The following is a 19,043-nucleotide window of genomic DNA, read 5'->3' on the forward strand; positions in this document are numbered from 1 at the left end:
TATTTTGAGAAAAAGAATATGCTTTTGTAACATTAAGAATAATGCCCTAGCGCTGAAACTACAAAGACTGTTACAATATCGTCATGAACCTCATATATTAAACGGTCTTTTTTGTTGATTCTTCTTGACCAATATCCGCTTAATTCAAATTTTAACGGTTCAGGGTTTCCACTACCAGTGTAGGGATGGTCTTTCAATTCATTAAGTATTTTTATAATTTTTTTATGGAAGCAAGATCGCCTGATTTTTTATGTTTGGATAAATCTTTTTCAGCAGTTGCTTTAATGATTACTTGATACTTTCCCATAAATCTTCTGCACTTTCCATTAGTCGGCCTTTCTCAGTGCTTGCTTTTTTGATTTTTTTTACAAATTCAGAATTGTAAGGGCTTTTATCCTCTTCTTCAATTAAAACAATTTCTTTTGAATTTTCAGAAAACACACGAGCCATTTCTAAAAAAGCTTTTCCTTTTTTTGACTTTTCATTTATTTTTAAGGTTATTGTTGTTATCGCTTATTTTTTTCAAATTTACAAAAAGTTTTGTGGCTAGAGATGTCTTGTGTTTTGATTTATAGAGATTTGTGTTTTTTCTGTATTACCGCACCGCATTCGCTACAATAAACCCACTCGTCCAAGCATTTTGGAAATTGAATCCACCTGTGATGGCGTCGATATTGACAATTTCGCCTGCAAAATATAGGTTGGGGTGGATTTTACTTTCCATGGTTTTAAAGTTGATTTCCTTTAAATCAATGCCGCCAGCTGTAACGAATTCTTCTTTGAAAGTGCTTTTGCCATTGATGGAAAAAACACCATTAGTGAGTTGTTGTGCCAAGTGTTGCAATTGGGTTTTGGACAAATCGGCCCATTTGGTTTCAGTACTAATGCCAGAAGCCAGCACCAAACTTTCCCACAAGCGGTTGGTGAGTTCAAACGGTGATTTTTTGGCAACTGTTTTTTTGGCTTGTTCTTGTTTTAAGGTTTTCAATTGAACGAGGGCTTCTTCGGTATCTAGATCATTGAGCCAATTCACCAAAAGCGTAAATTGATAGTTTTTGTCGTGTAAAATGCGCGCACCCCAAGCAGATAGTTTCAAAATAGCGGGGCCACTCATACCCCAATGGGTAATTAAAAGTGGTCCAGTGGCTTCGAGTTTGGTGTCTTTCACTCTCACGGTTACTTTTGCCGAAACGCCTGGCAACTCTTTGATTCGAGGGTCTTTGCTGTTAAAGGTGAATAAAGAGGGTACAGGTGGAATGATGGCGTGGCCAAATGTTTGCAGCATGTCCCAAATTTTCGGGTTACTTCCCGTCGCTAAAATCAAATTTTCGGCTTGATAATTTTGATTTTGGGTATCAATTTTCCAGTAGTTGTCTTTTTTGAAAATAGATTGTACGCTCTGACCTGTGAGGACTTTGATGCCTAGCTGTTGAGTAGCTTTTAGAAAACAATCAATGATGGTTTGAGAAGAGTTGGAAACGGGAAACATTCGGCCGTCGTCTTCAATTTTGAGGGCTACGCCGTGGCGTTCAAACCACTCGATGGTATCTCCAGAGCAAAATTGATGGAAAGGACCTCGCAATTCTTTTTCGCCTCTTGGATAAAATTTTACGAGTTCGTTAGGTTCAAAACAAGCGTGGGTTACATTGCAACGACCGCCACCCGAAATGCGCACTTTGCCTAGGACTTCGGCGCCACGTTCTAAAATGGCAACTTTGGCTTTAGGATTTTTTTCTACAATGTTGATGGCAGTAAAAAAACCTGCAGCGCCACCTCCCACAATTAAACAGTCGTACATCATCGTAATCTTTCGGGAAAATTACAAAAAATTCCATCGACACCCAATGCGATTACTTTTTTAATGTCTTCAGGGTTGTTTACGGTGTACGTGTTGATTTTAAATCCTTCTTGGTGAATGCGTTTTACATTTTCGGGCGTAAGGGTTTTGAACCAAGGATTGATGGAGGTTGCCTTTAATTGTCGTGCCATTGGGAGTGCGTCTAGCGGATTTTCTTCCGTTAAAACGTCGATGGCTATTTTGGAATCAAGTTTTCGATAGGTTGCTAATTCGTCCCAAAGGAAACTGGAGATGATAAAATCTTTTGCCGCCCAACCTTTTTTAATAAAAGCCGTGACGATTTTATGTGTAGCTTCGGCGGTATTTTTGCCTTTTAATTCAATATTTAAAGACACTTTTCGGTCGATGGTGGTGATGATTTCTTCTAGCGTTGGAATGTGATGTCCGCCTTTTACGATTACTTTTTGCAAGGCTTCGAAGGTGTAGTCTTCTATCGGACCTTTTGCATTGGTGAGGCTATCCAAAATATCGTCGTGAAACACCATAACTTCACCAGTTTTGATGACAAACACATCAATCTCGATGCGGTCGACGCCCATTGCTAATGCTTTTTTAATCGCGGGAACGGTGTTTTGGGTTTCGTGTCCCATAGCGCCTCTATGGCCTATGTTGAGTGGTTTGTTCATAGTAGTACAACTGGTTAATCCAATAAAAATAAGCCAAAGATACGGTTGAAGTTTCATTTTTTTTCTTTTGGTCTAAAATAGGAAAAAGCAATTACTTCTTTGATAAATAGTAAGTTATCATTATTTTATGTTTTTTGTGAAAATTAACCGCAAGGTTCGCAAAGATTTACGCAAGGAACGCAAAGTACAAAAGCATTGCTTCTTGTTCCTTCTTGGTAAAAAAAACACCGCAAATTCGCAAATTATACTCCCTACTTTGGGAAATGAATTTGCGAATTTGCGGTCTATAAAATCTTATGAATTTTCTATTTTTTTGCCTCTAAAAGCACAAAAGCATTGCTTCTTGTTCCTTCTTGGTAAAAAAACACCGCAAATTCGCAAATTATACTCCCTACTTTGGGAAATGAATTTGCGAATTTGCGGTCTATAAAATCTTATGAATTTTCTATTTTTTTGCCTCTAAAAGCACAAAAGTAAAGTTGGAATCGATGATTACTTTTCCGTTTTTCACTTTGGCAGTTTGGTTGGAATAAGCATCGCGAACCGTTGTGCCGTTTTTGAAAATAGTCCCAACAGGAATTTCTTTTTTACCAGGTTTAACGTGTAAGGCAACTACTACCTGATCGTTGTACTTGCCTTTGGTGTATTGACGACTAAACACGTAAGGAGCATCAGCAATTTTTTGATGAACACCAGCACCTACCGATGGATGGTTTCTTCGAAATTGCCCCAATTTTTGCCAATGCGCCAATGTTTTTTGCGTTTCTGGATTCATTTTGATGGCGTCCCAATTCATAAACGAACGCAAAGTGGCATCGCCTTGAGTGCCTTCGATTACTAAAGAACGTCCAGATTCGTCACCATAATACACTTGTGAAATTCCTGGGGAAAGTAAAAGCTTAGTGCCGCTTTCGATAGTTTTTTCTCTTTTTGGATCAAAAGGGGCTCCGTCGTCATGAGAAGATAAATAATTCAAAACGCTGTAGCCTTTAAGTTCGTTGTTTAATTTTGAACTGTATTTTGAGAAAATGGATTCATAATCGTTTTTCGCGTCCCATTTGAATTCAAAATTGATCATGTTGTCGAAACCATTTTGGAAATAATTGATTTTTTTATCGCCAAAATCAAAAATTTGACCACCGCTAATGCCGTAGTTGTACACTTCGGCTATGGTGTAAAAAGGATTGTTGTCTAATACTTTGGTAGGATTGTTTTTCTTCCAAACTTCAAAAGCATACAAACATTCTTTTTGAAAGGCGGCCCATACTTTTTCATCGGTATGTTTTACGGTGTCGGCACGGTAGCCATCGATTCCGAATTCTACGATATAATCTGTCAACCATTTGATGATGTAATATTTTGGGGCTCTTGGGTAACCCGTTCTTTTGAAAAAGGCATCCAAAGAAGCGATTTCTTTTTCGTAACGGCCTTCTTTTTTCCATTTTTCAATTAAGAAAGGAGGGAGGGTTACTTCTTTTTCACTTTCTGTCAATACATCGGGAAGATTGGCTACCAAAGTACATTCGGTAGTTCCTGTAAACGTTTTATAATCACATTGTGGTCCAGTACGTACCCAATCTGATGGCCAAACAGCATCTTTCTCCGTTACAGGTCCTGTGTGGTTGATTACCCCGTCCAAAACAATACGGATGCCTTTGGCGTGGGCTTTTTTTACTAAGTCGGCCAAATCTTCTTTGGTACCAAAATTCGGATCCAAAGCGGTCCAATCTTTGGCCCAGTATCCATGGAATCCGTAGCTTAAGCCCGTTCCTTCATCAACTCCTTCGTGAATGTTTTCGACGATAGGGGTCATCCAAATGGCATTGATTCCGAGTTTAGTAAAATAGCCTTCTTCAATTTTTTGGGTGATACCTTTGAGGTTTCCACCTTCAAAACCGCGAAGTTTTCCTGGTGTTTTGGTGCGGTCAAAATAGATTTCTTTTTGATTATTATCGTCATTAAAACGATCGGTCATTAAGAAATACAAATTGGCCCCTTCCCAAACAAATGGGGTAGTTTCTTTTTTGGGAGCTTGTTTTTGCTGTGCGTTAGCCATGCCACCCAATAGAGTGGATAGGGCTAAAGTAAGTGCTATGGTTTGTTTTTTCATACTAGTATTGAATTTGAATTTGAGTCGGTTTGTTTTTGTTTACTGGAACAGTCACGACAATAGTCTGCCCTTCTTTGGTAAAAGGAGTAACGATTCCGTTTACTTTAATTTGGCTTACGGTTGCGTTATTATGTAGGATCAAATTGGCTTTTTTGTCCTTAGTACTGTAGCTTTTTCCAGATGTAGTAGCCAAAGTAATAGTGGTATTGTTTCCTTTGGTTTGGGACTTGAATGTGATCATTTCATACAAGCCTTTTTCAAAAGCATTGGCCGTTACGCCATCATCATGGTACAATTTCCCTTCGCTAGTTGGCGTTTTTTCATCCTTGAAAAAATGCAAATCAAAAGCGTCTAAACTGTATTTAGTGGTGTTTTGAATGGTTTTGATCATCGGAATGAAAGCACCTCCACGAACAAAAACAGGAATATGATCTGTGGCTGTAGCTACGTTAGCAGTGCTTCCACCTTCATATTTTGCATCAGAATAAAAATCGAACCAAGAATTGTTTTTTGGGAAATAAATGTCGGCCGATTTTTTACCCGCTTCGGTGATTGGGTGAACCAAAAAGTCATTCCCCCAAAGATAAGTATGCGAAACGGTTTGTAAAGTAGTGTTTTGAGGTTCTTCAAAAAACAACGGACGCATCAGCGGAGTTCCTTTTTGATTGTTCTCAAAGGCGATGGTATAGTTGTAAGGCAACAATTGGTAACGCAATTCCACTTGTTTTTTAGCATTGGCTTTGGTTACAATGTCTTTAAAAACTGGTTCGGAGGCTACATCTTGTTGCGCATGTGGACGGAAGATAGGTTGGAAAACACCATATTGTAACCAACGTAAGTACAATTCGTTGTCATAATAATCGCCGGCAAATCCACCCAAATCCGAGTGCATATAACCGATACCTTGTAATCCCATTTGTAAGGAGATTTCGGTTTGGGGTTGCAATCCGCCCCAAGTACGGCTCACATCACCTGACCAAGGCATCATTCCAAAACGCTGTGAGCCAGAATATCCTGATCGCATTAAAATAAAGGGACGAGTAGCAGAAAAGTCTTTTTTATAACCTTCAGCTAAGAGTTCTGCCCAAGTATGGCCATAAATATTATGCACTTCATCAGCTGGCCCCGCTACTGTCATTGCTTCGGAAGGAAACACTTCGGGTTCGCCTAAATCGCCCCACCATCCAGCTACACCTTGATTGGCAAGATTTTTATAAATATCCCAAAACCATTTTTTACCTTCTGGTTTGAATATATCAACGATTCCTGTATTTCCGAAGAAGAAATTAAATTTAAATGGATTGCCATTATTGTCTGTAGCTAATACTTTTTTCGAAACAGCATCATTCCATTTGCTTGATGTTGTAGTGATGAAAGGCTCGGTAATCAAAACGGTTTTTACCCCTTTTTGGTTTAAGTCCTCAATCATTTTGGTAGGATTCGGGAAGTTATCTTTATCCCAATCCAAATTCCCCATAGTACCTGTTACTTCTTTTCCAAACCAATATAAATCTAAAATGATAGCGTCTACAGGAATTCCATCTTTGAGGTATTTGTCGATGGTTTTGTTTACTTCGTCTTGTGAGTGGTACCCAAATCGACTCGAAAAATTTCCTAAAGTCCAAAGTGCAGGTAACGGTTGTTTTCCGGTCAAAGTAGTATAACTGTCAATCAAATCAGTCCAAGAATTACCAGCAATCACTTGATACGTTTTGCGTCCTGAAATGGTTTCATACGCCAAAGTGTTGTCTTTTTTGCTGTCTAAATCTAAGTAACCAATAGGGGCATTATCAAAATGAACCGCATAAATTTTAGAGGATAGTACCAATGGCATGGTGTAATTCATCAGTTCCGAATAGGTTTCATAACCATAATGGGCTCTGTTGTACAATTGCAATCGATGCCCGCGTCGGTTCATACCTAAAACACGTTCTCCGGTACCGTATAAAACTTCGGTCGAATTTAAATTGAAATCTAATACCTCGTGTTTTTCATTTTTGGAATACCCATTTTTTTCAGAAAGTAATTCAGTATTTCCATAAAAATATTGAATTTGAAATGGGGCTTTCGTAATCACAACTTTAATGCCTTTTGTAGCTAATTCTAGAGTTGTGGCAGTTTCCTTTACTTTTCCTAAATTTTTTTGAGGCGCTAAGACTACCGCATGCGATTTAGATTGTAGGGACTCTCCTTTGGGTACAAAACTGGTTTCTATTATTTTATCAGAATAGGATTGGAGATAGTATACACCATCCGATGTTTTAATCTCTAAAGTTTGAGGTGTCTTTTTATAACTTTCAAATTTTCGGTTGGCATTTTGCGCAAACGATAGTGAGGAAAGTAAAAGAAATACAAATAATTTTCTCATAATGCTTTTGTTTCTTATTGGTGAACTTAACAAAGTTTTCTATGATTGGTAATGTCAAATGGTAGAAAAACTTGGCTAATGCATACCATTAGATTAGTAGTAAAGTAGGGTAAATCACAAAGATGCTATTCCTTACCTTAAAATAATATGGCTTTAACTTTTATTTTGGAAAGTTATTGCTTGAGGATTTGGTTTTACATTGATAAACCAATAGTGTTTTAAAAAGTAACCCTTTCAAAGCAAACTCTGAAAGGGTTACAGGTATAAATTCTTGGATTAATTGGGTTGTACCACAACTGCTTTTCCATCTACATAAACAGTCAATGCTTGGGTTCCTTCTAAAGAGAATTCGGTTGCTTTTTGACTCACACTAACTTTTAAGATTTGATGTCTAAAGTTAATTTTGAAAGTGTAACCTTCCCATTCAGCTGGGATTTTTGGAGCAAAATGTAAAGCGTTATCTTTTACACGCATACCTCCAAATCCTTCAACTATGCTCATCCAAGTTCCGGCCATTGAAGTGATGTGACAGCCTTCTTCTACTTCTTTATTGTAATCGTCCAAATCTAAACGAGATGTTCTTAAATAGAAAGTATAAGCCATGTCCATTTTATCCAATTTAGCGGCTTGAATAGAGTGTACACAAGGAGAAAGGGAACTTTCGTGAACTGTGAATGATTCATAGAATTCGAAGTTCTTTCTTAATTCTTCGGTAGTAAAATGATCTTCGAAGAAGTAGAATCCTTGCAATACGTCGGCTTGTTTGATATAAGGGGAACGCAATACTCTATCCCATGACCATTTTTGGTTGATAGGACGTTGTGAGCGGTCTAAATCTTTTACTGGAATTAGTTCTTTGTCTAAGAAACCGTCTTGTTGTAAGTAGATGCCTAATTCTTCCGATTTTGGGAAATACATATTACCAGAAACTTTTTTCCAATCTTGTAACTCTGCATCGGCAAGATTTACTTTCTCAATCACACGTTTGTGATCCGATGGATATTCTGTCGCTACTTTTTGGATTTGTTCGTAGGCATAATCAATACACCATTTAGCAATATAATTGGTGTAGAAGTTATTGTTGATGTTGTTTTCGTACTCATTTGGACCAGTTACACCCAAGATGACATATTGATTTTTGTCTGTAGAGAACGAAGCTCTTTGGTGCCAATAACGGGCGATTCCGATAAGTACTTCCAATCCTTTTTCTGGGATGTACGAGTAATCACCTGTATAACGGTGGTAATTATAGATGGCAAAGGCAATGGCTCCATTACGGTGAATTTCCTCATGGGTAATTTCCCATTCGTTATGACATTCTTCTCCGTTCATCGTTACCATAGGGTACAAAGCAGCACCATTTTTGAATCCTAAATTATCTTTAGCATTTTCGATGGCTTTGTCTAATTGATTGTAACGGTACGTCAATAGGTTACGCGCCACTTCTTGGTCTTTGGTCGCCATGTAGAATGGAATACAATAGGCTTCAGTATCCCAATAGGTAGATCCACCGTATTTTTCTCCAGTAAATCCTTTTGGACCGATATTCAAACGAGAATCTTTTCCTGAATAGGTTTGATTCAATTGGAAGATGTTGAAACGAATACCTTGTTGTGCTTTCACGTCGCCAGCAATGGTGATGTCCGACATTTCCCAGATTTTAGCCCATGCTTCTTTTTGTTCTTCTAATAAGGCTTGGTAGCCTTTGGCCACCGCTTCTTGAATTACTTTTTCGGCAGCAGTTTGCGTGTTTTTATGGTTTAATGATACGGTGTAACCTCCAATTTTTTGAAGGGTAGAACGATCACCTTTAGCTACTAAAGTTTCGTAAGTGTATTGTACATTGTCTACTGTAGTTTCAATAGCAGCTGGAGAAATATGTGAAGGTACCCCATTCAACAACACCGTATTGTGCATGAAGGTGGTAACTTTAAAATGCGTTTTGTAGGTTTGAGCAGTAACAAAAGCTTCGTGAGTTCCTTTTTTTACTTCCAAAGGTTCCCAGAATTTTTCTTCCCAGTTGGCGTCTTCATTAGTAACACCTGCATCGATAAAGGGTTTGTAAACGATTTTGGCGTCTTTATTTAGAGGCGTTATTTCGTAGTTGATGTACCCTGCTTCGTCCAGATTCATACATAAAAAACGAGTTACATTTACAGCAACTTCGGTACCATTTTTTAAGGTAGCTTGAAAAGAACGGTTGTACCATCCTTCTTTCATGTTCAATTCTCTTTTGAAGTTTTTTACTTCCGTACAAGTGTACAAGTCGAAATTTTCGCCGTTTATTTCAATTTTAATACCGATCCAGTTGGGGGCATTCAATACTTTGGCAAAGTATTTTGGATATCCATTTTTCCACCATCCCACTTTGGTTTTGTCTGGATAATAGATTCCAGCGATGTAACTTCCTTGAAAGGTTGGACCTGAGTAATTTTCTTCAAAATTAGCTCGTTGTCCCATGGCGCCATTTCCAATACTGAAAAGACTTTCGGACGATTTTACTCTCTCGATGTCAAATTCTTCTTCAATGATGGACCAATTGTCGGGTTTTATATAATCTTGGTGCATTTTTTCTTTTTTTTAAATTGTATATAGAATCTTGATAGACTTTTAATGGAAGTCAAAAAGGGTTTTTATTGTTGAATTAATTCATCTAAAAATGATGGACTAATAAGTGTAAAGTCTTTAAAATTGTGTTTCGCTTCATGTAAAACTGTGGCATCGCCTATACCAATACTGGTCATGTTGGCAATGTTGGCAGCTTGAATTCCCGCGACAGAATCTTCAAAAACAATGCTGTCGTTTGCTGTTACTCCTAATTGCTGTGCTGCAATTAAGAATACTTCAGGATCTGGTTTCGCATTCGAAACATCGTTGCCATCTACTATGGCGTCAAACAAAGGAAGAATTCCCGTTTTTTCTAAGATGGGTCTCGCATTTTTACTTGCGGATCCTAAAGCAATGAGTTGCCCATTCTCTTTGAGATAGTTCAAAACTGGAACTACACCAGGTAGAATTTCGCTGGCATCCATATCGACCAAAAAGGATAAATAGTCTTCGTTCTTTTGCACTAACCATTGTTCTTTTTGTTCTTGGGTAGCTTGAACATTACCCAATTCTAAAATAATATCTAAGGAACGAACGCGACTCACTCCTTTCAATAACTCATTGTGTTCGTGCGTAAATTCGATATTGAGTCCCTCTGCTATCTTCTTCCACGCTAAATAATGGTACTTTGCGGTATCCACAATAACACCATCCAAATCGAAAATAAATCCTTTTTTCTTTTTCATTTTAAATAATATTTAGTGGCTTGCTTGCTTTTCTTTAATAAAAATAACAACCAAACCGGCAATCAACATCGAGATTCCAGCTATAACGATAATAGCCATAGGGAACCCTCCAAACAATGCAATAAGGGTGCTTCCTAGGATTCCAGCGGTTATTTGTGGGATCGTGATGGTGGCATTGAAAAGCCCCATGTAAACCCCCATTTTGTCAGCCGGTAAGGAACCAGAAAGGATGGCATACGGCATAGCCAAAATGGCAGCCCAAGCCAATCCAACGCCTATCATTGATACTAATAATAGGTTTTTGTCTTCTATGATAAACATAGAAATCAGTCCTAATCCTCCTAGTAATAAGGAAAAGGAATAGGTTTTTTTACGTCCAATAGCTTTAGCAATAGACGGCATTATTAAGGAGTAAATGGCTGCTACAGCACTATAAAAGGCAAAAAGTACGCCTGTCCAGTCTCCTGCTTCGTTAAATCCAATGGATTTTGCATCCAGGGCATCCGGACCCCATACTTGGTTGGCAATAGCTCTAGTAGTGTATACCCACATTAAGAAAAGCGCAAACCAAGAGAAAAATTGTACAAAACCAAGTTGCCAAAAGATTTTAGGCGCGGAGGTTATTAATTTAAGAATGTTTGTCTTTTCTTTTTTCTCTTCGGCATCCAGATTAATTTTGTTGTAAAGGGCGTGTTCTTTTGGGGCGTATTCTTTGGTTCTAAAAACGGTCCAAAGGACACTTGCCAGTAAGATACTGCCGCCAATGTAAAAAGACCAAATCACAGAGTCGGCTACTTTTTCGCCTTCGGCTGGTACATTTGAAATACCAGATTGAGTCAAAATCCATGGGAGAAGCGAACCAAAAACGGCTCCAAAATTAATCAAAGCACTTTGAAGTGAATACCCTAAGTTACGTTGGTCATCGTTTACCATGTCGCCCACTAAGGCTCTAAAAGGTTGCATGGTTACATTGAAAGAAGTATCCATCAAGAGTAACATTAACCCACCGAAAAACAAAGGGGGCAATAAATAAGCAAAATACTCAGCATTAGGCATAAAAAACATGGCTAGGGCCGAAACAATTGCTCCGAAAAATATAAAAGGAATACGGCGCCCTAGTCGTGTCCAAGTCTTGTCGCTGGAGAGTCCGATTATTGGTTGAACAATCAGTCCTGCCAAGGGTGCGGCTAACCAAAAGTAGCCTATACTATGAACATCTGCTCCAAGGGCTTCAAGGATTCTACTTGTGTTTCCGTTTTGTAGTGAATACCCAATTTGTACCCCTAAAAAACCAAAACTTAGATTCCAAATTTGCCAAAAACTTAATTTTGGTTTTTCCATACGATCTAATTTTATGTAAGTTATTATTACAAACGTCTAACCGTTTGTTTATGACTAATGCTGAATTTGCCAACTACAATTTGTTGAGTTAGAAATCGTTTTCTAAACGCGTTACAAGTAAGATCCAAACCATTATGAGATTGCAGCAGATTTGAAATTTGCTATTACATCAACTTGGTGTCCATATCCTAGCAAATACAAAAAAGAGAGTTGCTCGTAGTGGTGGTATTGCTACTCTTGTAAAGCTCCTTAAAGAACCCTTCTAAAGGTCGCTTACTAAAAATAAAATGTAAGTACCGTACAATAAATGAGTTTGGTGGCTTGCGATAAGCAAGGTTGGTTGGTTATGTTAGGTGTCTCGAATTAGAGCTTATAAAGAAAAGCCATTTCAAGACCCATTAAACAGCACAAAACTTTGCTTGGTTTCGAAGTAAAAAAAGTTTTGACTTATGTAAAAATAGAAAATTATTTACTTAAGCTTTGTTTCTCAAGTAAATAATTTTCACTATCACGTTTTTTGTTGATAAAAAATGAAATTAATCAGTAGATTCTCTTTCGATCAGATGGGTTTCGATGATTTCGGTTTGAAAGATTTCTTCTTCATTTTCGTTTTCTTCAGATTCTAACCTCGAGATCAATATTTCGGCTGCTTTTCGTCCCATTTTTTCTCCACTTTGACTAACAGTAGAGATGGTAGGTGTGGAGTATTTGGAGATGATGCCGTCAGTAAAGGCGATAACAGCAAATTCTTCTGGTACGGATAGTCCTAGTTTTAAGGCGGTTTTTAGGATAGTTACCGCAAATAGTTCATTTACGGCAAACACGGCATCGATGGCTTTATCTTCCAAAAGCTTACCAATGGTAAATTCACAGGTTTCTACATCTTCAATTTTGATGATGAGATTTTCATCAAAAGGAATATTATGGTGTGCTAACGCTTGTATGTAGCCTTGGGTTCGAAGTTGTCCTACACTCACATAGTCTACTGTAGTAACTAAGGCGATTTTTTTTCGACCTTTTTTAATTAAAAAATCTACTGCTTCGAAGGCTGCTTTTTTGTCGTCAATAATCACTTTGTCACAAGGAACTTCATCGGTTACGCGGTCAAACATTACCACAGGCATCCCTTGATCAATGGCTTCGGTAATATGATGGAAATCTTTTTTGAATTGGGTTTCTTTGGAAAGCGACATAATGAAACCATCAGCACTTCCGTGGGCTAATATTTCCATGTTGGTTACTTCCTTGTCAAAGGAGTCATCCGAGAGACAGATGATAACACTGTATCCTTTTTCGTTGGCCACTTGTTCAATACCGTTAATAACTGTCGAAAAGAAATAGTGAACAATTTCAGGGATAATGATACCAATGGTTTTTGTTCTTCTGTTTTTTAAACTTAAGGCAATATTGTTGGGTCTGTAATTGTAAAACTTGGCAAAGGCTTGTACTTTAAGACGGGTTTCTTCGCCTATTTCTAAACTGTTTCTTAGTGATTTAGAGACAGTTGAAATAGAGACATCTAATTCTTTCGCAATTTGTTTTAAGGTGACTTTCTTCTTCATAGTGCGGAATTATATAAAAATGGAATATTAATTTTAATGTTTGTTTTTTTATTTATTAAGTAAAAATTAGTTAAAAAAAATGGGTTTTATCCAAAGTTTTCAACACTACCACGTTTTCGTAAAGCTCCCTGATAATTGTCATGTTAACGGTATTAATAATATGTTAATTTTGGTATTCGAAGTAAAAAAAGCTTAACTAAAAACCAAAAGTAAACATTAATTTAAACAAAAAGTATGAGAACAATTTACAAAAAGTTGTTATTTTTATTGCTCTTACTGCCGTTGAGTATTCTTGCACAGAATACTGTATCGGGGACTGTTGTTGAAAAAGCAACAGGGGATCCAATTCCAGGAGCCAATGTAAATATACAAGGAACAACCAATGGTGTTTCTACTGATTTTGATGGTAAATATAAGTTATCCAATTTAAAAAAAGGAGATAAACTTGTATTTTCATTTATCGGTTACAAAAATGTAGTTATTGCCTTTACAGGTCAAGCGACACTAAATGTAACATTAGAAGAAGATGCCAATGAATTAAAAGAAGTAGTAGTAAACGTTGGATACGGTTCTGTAAAAAAGAAAGATGCTACGGGTGCGGTTACTGTTATCGGAGCGAAAGACTTCAACAAAGGACCAGTAGTTTCTGCTGATCAAATGATCCAAGGTAAAGTGGCTGGTTTGCAAATTACCAATGGTGGGGGTGCTCCAGGTGAGGGTGCTACTATTAGAATTCGTTCTGGATCATCTTTAAATGCACAAAATGACCCATTGTATGTAATTGATGGAGTACCTGTAGCTCAAGGTGGTGTACAAGGAAGTAGAAACCCGTTATCAACTATCAACCAAAACAACATTGAATCGATAACTGTATTAAAAGATGCTTCGGCAACTGCTATCTATGGATCTAGAGCATCCAACGGGGTAATCATTATTACGACTAAAAAAGGTAAAGCAGGTGACCTTCAGGTAAACTATAACGCCAATTTTCAAGTATCTGAAATTACGAAAACGATTGATGCTTTATCAGCTGATCAATTTAGAGATTTAGTAAATGCGAAAGGTACTGCGGCTCAAATTGGGTTATTAGGAACTGCGAATACTGATTGGCAAAAAGAAATTTACAGAACTGCTTTAGGAACGGATCATAACGTTTCTGTAGGTGGAGGAGTTGACAACATTACTTATAGAGCTTCTGTAGGTTATGCAAACTTAAACGGTATTTTGTTAAGAGATAACATGGAGCGTTCTACCTTATCAGCAACTATTGTTGGTGATTTCTTTGACAAGCACTTAAAAGTACAGTTAAACAATAATACTTCTTTGATTAACAGTAATTATAGTAACAGAGGAGCTATTGGATCAGCTATTCGTTTTGATCCTACGCAATCTGTTAAAAACGCTGATGGTACTTACTTCCAATGGTTCTTACCAGGAAATCAAATTAATCAATTAGCGGGTAGAAATCCACTTTCTTTGATTGAACAACAAAACAATTTCGGAACTTCATACAGAAGTATCGGAAATGTACAATTTGATTACAAATTGCATTTCTTACCAGAATTAAAAGCAGTGGCCAACTTTGGTTACGATTATATGAGTGGTCGTTCTTTTGGTAATACTGCGGCTGATTATTTGAATGGTGTAAAAGGATCTGGATTCAATAATACTTACGAGAATACAGAAAAAAGACACAATAAAGTGATGGACTTGTATTTCAACTACAACAAGTTGGTTGAGTCTATCAATACACAGTTTGATATTACTGGAGGTTATAACTATCAAGATTTTAGAGATAATTATGGAGGTTTTTCTTTTAATTTTCAAAATAATCAAATTACACCGGTAGTTAATAGACCACGAAGAGTAAATTTACAATCTTTCTTTGCTAGAGCTAACTTTACTATTGCTGATAAGTATCTATTGACAGCTTCTTTAAGACGTGATGGATCATCTCGTTTTTCTGAAAACAATCGTTGGGGTAATTTCCCTGCTGTAGCAGTTGGTTGGAAAATCAATGATGAAAACTTCTTAAAAGATGTAGAAGCAGTTTCTACACTTAAATTGAGAGCTGGTTGGGGTATTACAGGTCAACAAGATATCGGAGGTGATGGTTTCCCTTCATTACCATTGTATTTAGGCTCAAATATTGCGGCTCAGTATCCATTTGGAGATATTTATTATCCTACTTTCCGTCCACAGCCTTACAATAGTAATTTGAAATGGGAGCAAACTACTACGATCAATGCGGGTATTGATTTTGGTTTCTTCAATAATAGAATTTCTGGTACAGTTGATGTGTATCAAAGAGATACTAAAGATTTGTTATTGCGTGCACAAAATCCTCCTTTCTTTGGATTCTCTAACTTCGATAACTACAACATTGGATCGATCAGAAACAAAGGGGTTGAAATTTCTGGAACTGTGATTCCTGTAAAAACAGATAACTTTGAATGGACAGTTGGAGGTAATATCACATTCCAAAATTCAGAGATTACTAAATTATCAAGTGATTCTCCAGCGTTTCCTGGATTCCCAGTGGGAGGATACGAAGGTGCAACAGGTAACTTTATACAAAATAATCAAATAGGATATGCACCTAATTCATTCTATGTATACGAGCAAGCTTATGGTGCTGATGGTAAACCACTTGATGGTGTGTTTGTAGACCGTAATGGAGATGGTATTGTAAACGAACAAGACAAGTACCGTTTTCATAAGCCAGCAGCTGATGTTTTCTACGGTTTTAATACAAGTGTTGTGTACAAAAACTGGGATTTTGCTGCAGCTTTCAGAGGTTCTTGGGGGAATTATATGTACAATAACGTAGATTCTAACAACGGTTCTTTAGCTGGAATCTTTATAAGAAATACGGATTTGTCTAATGGTGTAGAAAATGTTTTAGAATCTGGATTTACAACAAACGATGTTAAACGTTATGAATCTGATTATTATATTCAAGATGCTTCTTTCTTACGTTTAGATAATGTGAGTATTGGTTATACCTTCAACCAAAAACCAGATTCAAATTCGTTAGTGAAATTAACTTTAGCGGCTCAAAACGTATTTGTATTAACTAAATACAAAGGTCTTGATCCAGAAATTGCAAGTGGTATCGATAATAATTTATACCCAAGACCAATTACTTTCACGTTAGGTTTAAACGTTAATTTCTAATTCAAATTTAAGAAAAATGAAAAAATCAAAATTTAATTTAATAGGAATAGCACTGCTGTCATTTGTGCTGTTATTCTCTTCTTGTATAAATGATTTGGATCAATCCTCTTCTGACAAAGGTGGATCAGTTGATGGAGAAGAATTTTTCAAAGATCCAACTTCCTACAAGAAGTTCTTAGCCAAACTGTATGCAGGTTATGCTACAACTGGTCAGACAGGACCTGCAGGGTCTGGAGATATCGAAAATATAGATGAAGGTGCGAGTCAATACATCAGAGGTTTATGGTTGATGCAAGAGTTGACTACAGATGAGGCGATTATCGCTTGGAATGATGGAACAATTCAGGATTTCCATAATCATTCTTGGTCCTCATTGGATACATTTATCTCGGCTACATTTTCACGTTTTTCGTTCCAAATTGTAAACTGTAATGAGTTTTTACGTCAAACTACAGATGAGAAATTAGCCGCTAGAGGGATTGATGCAGCTACTATTGCTGAAATCAAAGTTATGAGAGCAGAAGCTCGTTTCTTGAGAGCGTTAACTTACTGGCATTTAGTAGATACTTTTGGAGGAGGTTCTATCGTAACTGAGGAAGCGCCTACTACGATTTATTATCCTGAATATGCAACTAGAGCAGAGATCTACAAATTTATTGATGATGAGCTTACTGCTTTAACTCCAGAGTTAAAAGATCCTAAAACTAACGAAAAGTATCGTGTAGGAAAAGCTGCTGCTTGGATGTTACAAGCCAAATTGTATATGAATGCTAAAGTGTATATCGGAACAGATCAATATGCTAAAGCGATGCCTTTAATTGAAAAAGTAATTGCATCTCCTTATACTATTCACAACAACTACAAAGATTTATTCTTAGCAGATAACGATAAGAATGGTGCGCAAAATGAATTTATCTTTGCTGTTGCTTATGATGGTTTGAACACTAAAACCTATGGAGGTACTACTTTCTTAACGCATGCTGCTGTTGGTGGAGATATGAAACCAGAAAAATTTGGAATCAACGGAGGTTGGGCTGGTATTAGAACAACTGCTGCGTTTGTAGATAAATTTAATGGATTATCGGGTGATGTTCGTGGTAACTTCTTTACTGCAGGACAATCTAAAGAAATTAAAAATGTGGGCAACTTCCAAGATGGTTATGCTATTCAAAAATGGAGTAACTTAACTAAAGCGGGTGTTCAAGGTTCTGATAAATCTGGTGATTTTGTGGATACCGATTTCCCAATGTTCCGTTTGGCAGATGCGTATTTAATGTATGCAGAGTGTAATTTAAGAGGTGCAGGAGGAAATAACAATACAGCTTTACAATATGTTAATGCTTTGAGAACTCGTGCGAATGCTCCAACAATTGGTTTAGGTGAATTGAATTTAGACTTTATTCTAGATGAAAGAGGAAGAGAATTGCACTGGGAGTGTCACCGTAGAACAGATTTAATCCGTTTTGGTAAATTTGCCGGCGGATCTTATGTGTAGCCTTGGAAAGGGGGTATCGCAGGAGGTACAGCAATTCCATCCTTTAGAACCTTATTCCCAATACCTGCTGGAGCGCTTGCAGCTAATACTAAACTTATACAAAATCCTGGATACTAAAATTAATCAACTTAAAAAATTAAGACAATGAAAAATATATCAAAATTATTTTTAGCCTTATTCACTCTGGTGATGGCTTCATGTAGTGTAGAGGACGTACAAGACCGTCCAGTTATTGAGGCGACCGATGCCCCAGTGATTACTGCACCTGTTTCAGGAGCAAGTTACATAATTACTCCTTCAACAGTTGAAAATCTATTTGATAGATTTGCTTGGAAACCAGCTAACTTTGGTGGTGATGTAGTGGTTACTTACAATGTACAAATTGCAAAATTTGATGACAAAGATTTTAAGAAACCACAATTAGTGCAATCTTCAACTTCTAATAATGTTGCTGTAATGGGGACTAGCTTAAACAAAGCGGCTATTGATTTAGGATTGAAACCTTTTGTTGGGTCTAACGTATGGGCGAGAGTATTAGCGGTGGTTGGAACACAAACTATTGCTTCTAAACCAATCGAAATTGTAATTACTCCTTTCAAAGTAGCGCCTTTATTAGGAGTTCCTGGAGCTCACCAAGGTTGGAAAGATAAAGACGGTTTAACATCTCAATATCAATTGAAACCATCCGCTAAAGGGAATTCTGACTTTGCTGGTTATGTGTATTTGGATGGAGAGTTTAAATTCTTAGAAGCTAATGACAATTTAGTATTTGATTGGAATACTAATGTAGCTTATGGAACTGGAGGGCCAGGTGTGTTAGATACTAAAGGTGGAAATTTAAGTGCTGCTGCTGGATACTATTTAATCAAAGCAGATACTCAAAAATTAACTTACTCAACAACTAAAACTAATTGGGCTGTTACAGGTAGTGCAACTCCAAATGGATGGCCAGACAATGGTGTAGTTGATCATGATATGACCTACAACAAAACAACAAATGTTTGGGAAGTTACTTTGGCATTAAAAGCTGGAGAGATGAAATTTAGAGCAAATGATGGATGGGCACTTAACTATGGAGATGAAGGAGCTAATGGAGTATTAGATGAAGGTGGTCCAAATATTGTAATAGCTGCAGCAGGGACTTACAAAATTACACTTGACTTAAGCAAGTCTAGAGCATATACTTATACTATTGTAAAACAATAAGTTCTAT

At 37.1% G+C, this 19,043-nt stretch carries 13 protein-coding genes; 3 read left to right on the forward strand and 10 right to left on the reverse strand.

The genetic code is table 11. The features are described 5' to 3' along the window. Positions 1 to 32 precede the first annotated feature (32 nt). The 10 genes from ACZIX2_RS05370 to ACZIX2_RS05415 all read right to left on the reverse strand — a co-directional run bounded on the left by ACZIX2_RS05370 (position 33) and on the right by ACZIX2_RS05415 (position 13,158). Positions 33 to 197 (reverse strand): Txe/YoeB family addiction module toxin, encoded by a 165-nt coding sequence (locus ACZIX2_RS05370; RefSeq protein WP_463339057.1) that lies wholly within the window; start codon positions 195 to 197, stop codon positions 33 to 35. A 91-nt stretch (positions 198 to 288) separates the two neighbouring features. After that, entirely contained in the window at positions 289 to 450 is a 162-nt protein-coding gene (locus tag ACZIX2_RS05375) for a DUF2683 family protein (protein WP_463339058.1), read from the reverse strand. Between the two features lie 145 nt (positions 451 to 595). Continuing rightward, on the reverse strand, positions 596 to 1,801 hold the full coding sequence (locus ACZIX2_RS05380; protein ID WP_463339059.1) for a BaiN/RdsA family NAD(P)/FAD-dependent oxidoreductase: 1,206 nt from the start codon (positions 1,799 to 1,801) through the stop codon (positions 596 to 598). Next, a complete protein-coding gene (locus tag ACZIX2_RS05385) occupies positions 1,798 to 2,541 on the reverse strand; it encodes a glycerophosphodiester phosphodiesterase (protein WP_463339060.1) in 744 nt (247 codons plus the stop codon). Before ACZIX2_RS05385 ends, ACZIX2_RS05380 begins: the two co-directional genes overlap by 4 nt. A gap of 388 nt (positions 2,542 to 2,929) precedes the next feature. Continuing rightward, positions 2,930 to 4,594: an alpha-amylase family glycosyl hydrolase gene (locus ACZIX2_RS05390; protein ID WP_463339061.1), complete on the reverse strand. Its 1,665-nt coding sequence runs from the start codon at positions 4,592 to 4,594 to the stop codon at positions 2,930 to 2,932. Between the two features lies 1 nt (position 4,595). Further along, on the reverse strand, positions 4,596 to 6,962 hold the full coding sequence (locus ACZIX2_RS05395; RefSeq protein WP_463339062.1) for a glycoside hydrolase family 31 protein: 2,367 nt from the start codon (positions 6,960 to 6,962) through the stop codon (positions 4,596 to 4,598). Positions 6,963 to 7,238: 276 nt separating this feature from the next. Further along, the gene (locus ACZIX2_RS05400; protein WP_463339063.1) at positions 7,239 to 9,530 is read right to left on the reverse strand and encodes a glycoside hydrolase family 65 protein; all 2,292 of its coding nucleotides are present in this window, start codon (positions 9,528 to 9,530) and stop codon (positions 7,239 to 7,241) included. A gap of 65 nt (positions 9,531 to 9,595) precedes the next feature. Beyond that, positions 9,596 to 10,255: a beta-phosphoglucomutase gene (gene pgmB, locus ACZIX2_RS05405; RefSeq protein ID WP_463339064.1), complete on the reverse strand. Its 660-nt coding sequence runs from the start codon at positions 10,253 to 10,255 to the stop codon at positions 9,596 to 9,598. A gap of 12 nt (positions 10,256 to 10,267) precedes the next feature. Continuing rightward, positions 10,268 to 11,596 carry an MFS transporter gene (locus ACZIX2_RS05410; protein ID WP_463339065.1) on the reverse strand — a complete coding sequence of 443 codons (1,329 nt, stop codon included), beginning with the start codon at positions 11,594 to 11,596 and terminating at the stop codon, positions 10,268 to 10,270. Positions 11,597 to 12,132: 536 nt separating this feature from the next. After that, positions 12,133 to 13,158 carry a LacI family DNA-binding transcriptional regulator gene (locus ACZIX2_RS05415; RefSeq protein WP_463339066.1) on the reverse strand — a complete coding sequence of 342 codons (1,026 nt, stop codon included), beginning with the start codon at positions 13,156 to 13,158 and terminating at the stop codon, positions 12,133 to 12,135. 234 nt (positions 13,159 to 13,392) lie between these two features. Here ACZIX2_RS05415 and ACZIX2_RS05420 point away from each other — a divergent pair, with 234 nt between their 5' ends. The 3 genes from ACZIX2_RS05420 (at position 13,393) to ACZIX2_RS05430 (ending at position 19,036) form a co-directional block, all read left to right on the forward strand. Next, on the forward strand, positions 13,393 to 16,335 hold the full coding sequence (locus ACZIX2_RS05420; RefSeq protein WP_463339067.1) for a SusC/RagA family TonB-linked outer membrane protein: 2,943 nt from the start codon (positions 13,393 to 13,395) through the stop codon (positions 16,333 to 16,335). Positions 16,336 to 16,351: 16 nt separating this feature from the next. Continuing rightward, entirely contained in the window at positions 16,352 to 17,830 is a 1,479-nt protein-coding gene (locus ACZIX2_RS05425; protein WP_463339068.1) for a RagB/SusD family nutrient uptake outer membrane protein, read from the forward strand. A gap of 144 nt (positions 17,831 to 17,974) precedes the next feature. Beyond that, positions 17,975 to 19,036, forward strand: a complete 1,062-nt coding sequence (locus ACZIX2_RS05430; RefSeq protein ID WP_463339069.1) for a SusE domain-containing protein — start codon at positions 17,975 to 17,977, stop codon at positions 19,034 to 19,036. Positions 19,037 to 19,043: the final 7 nt, after the last annotated feature.

It is taken from the genome of Flavobacterium riviphilum (genome assembly GCF_055231795.1).

Coding starts and splice junctions, on each gene's coding strand:
- ACZIX2_RS05375 (WP_463339058.1), bottom strand. CDS start 450: ATGGCTCGTGTGTTTTCTGAAAATTCAAAAGAAATTGTTTTAATTGAA.
- ACZIX2_RS05380 (WP_463339059.1), bottom strand. CDS start 1,801: ATGATGTACGACTGTTTAATTGTGGGAGGTGGCGCTGCAGGTTTTTTT.
- ACZIX2_RS05385 (WP_463339060.1), bottom strand. CDS start 2,541: ATGAAACTTCAACCGTATCTTTGGCTTATTTTTATTGGATTAACCAGT.
- ACZIX2_RS05390 (WP_463339061.1), bottom strand. CDS start 4,594: ATGAAAAAACAAACCATAGCACTTACTTTAGCCCTATCCACTCTATTG.
- ACZIX2_RS05395 (WP_463339062.1), bottom strand. CDS start 6,962: ATGAGAAAATTATTTGTATTTCTTTTACTTTCCTCACTATCGTTTGCG.
- ACZIX2_RS05400 (WP_463339063.1), bottom strand. CDS start 9,530: ATGCACCAAGATTATATAAAACCCGACAATTGGTCCATCATTGAAGAA.
- pgmB (WP_463339064.1), bottom strand. CDS start 10,255: ATGAAAAAGAAAAAAGGATTTATTTTCGATTTGGATGGTGTTATTGTG.
- ACZIX2_RS05410 (WP_463339065.1), bottom strand. CDS start 11,596: ATGGAAAAACCAAAATTAAGTTTTTGGCAAATTTGGAATCTAAGTTTT.
- ACZIX2_RS05415 (WP_463339066.1), bottom strand. CDS start 13,158: ATGAAGAAGAAAGTCACCTTAAAACAAATTGCGAAAGAATTAGATGTC.
- ACZIX2_RS05420 (WP_463339067.1), top strand. CDS start 13,393: ATGAGAACAATTTACAAAAAGTTGTTATTTTTATTGCTCTTACTGCCG.
- ACZIX2_RS05425 (WP_463339068.1), top strand. CDS start 16,352: ATGAAAAAATCAAAATTTAATTTAATAGGAATAGCACTGCTGTCATTT.
- ACZIX2_RS05430 (WP_463339069.1), top strand. CDS start 17,975: ATGAAAAATATATCAAAATTATTTTTAGCCTTATTCACTCTGGTGATG.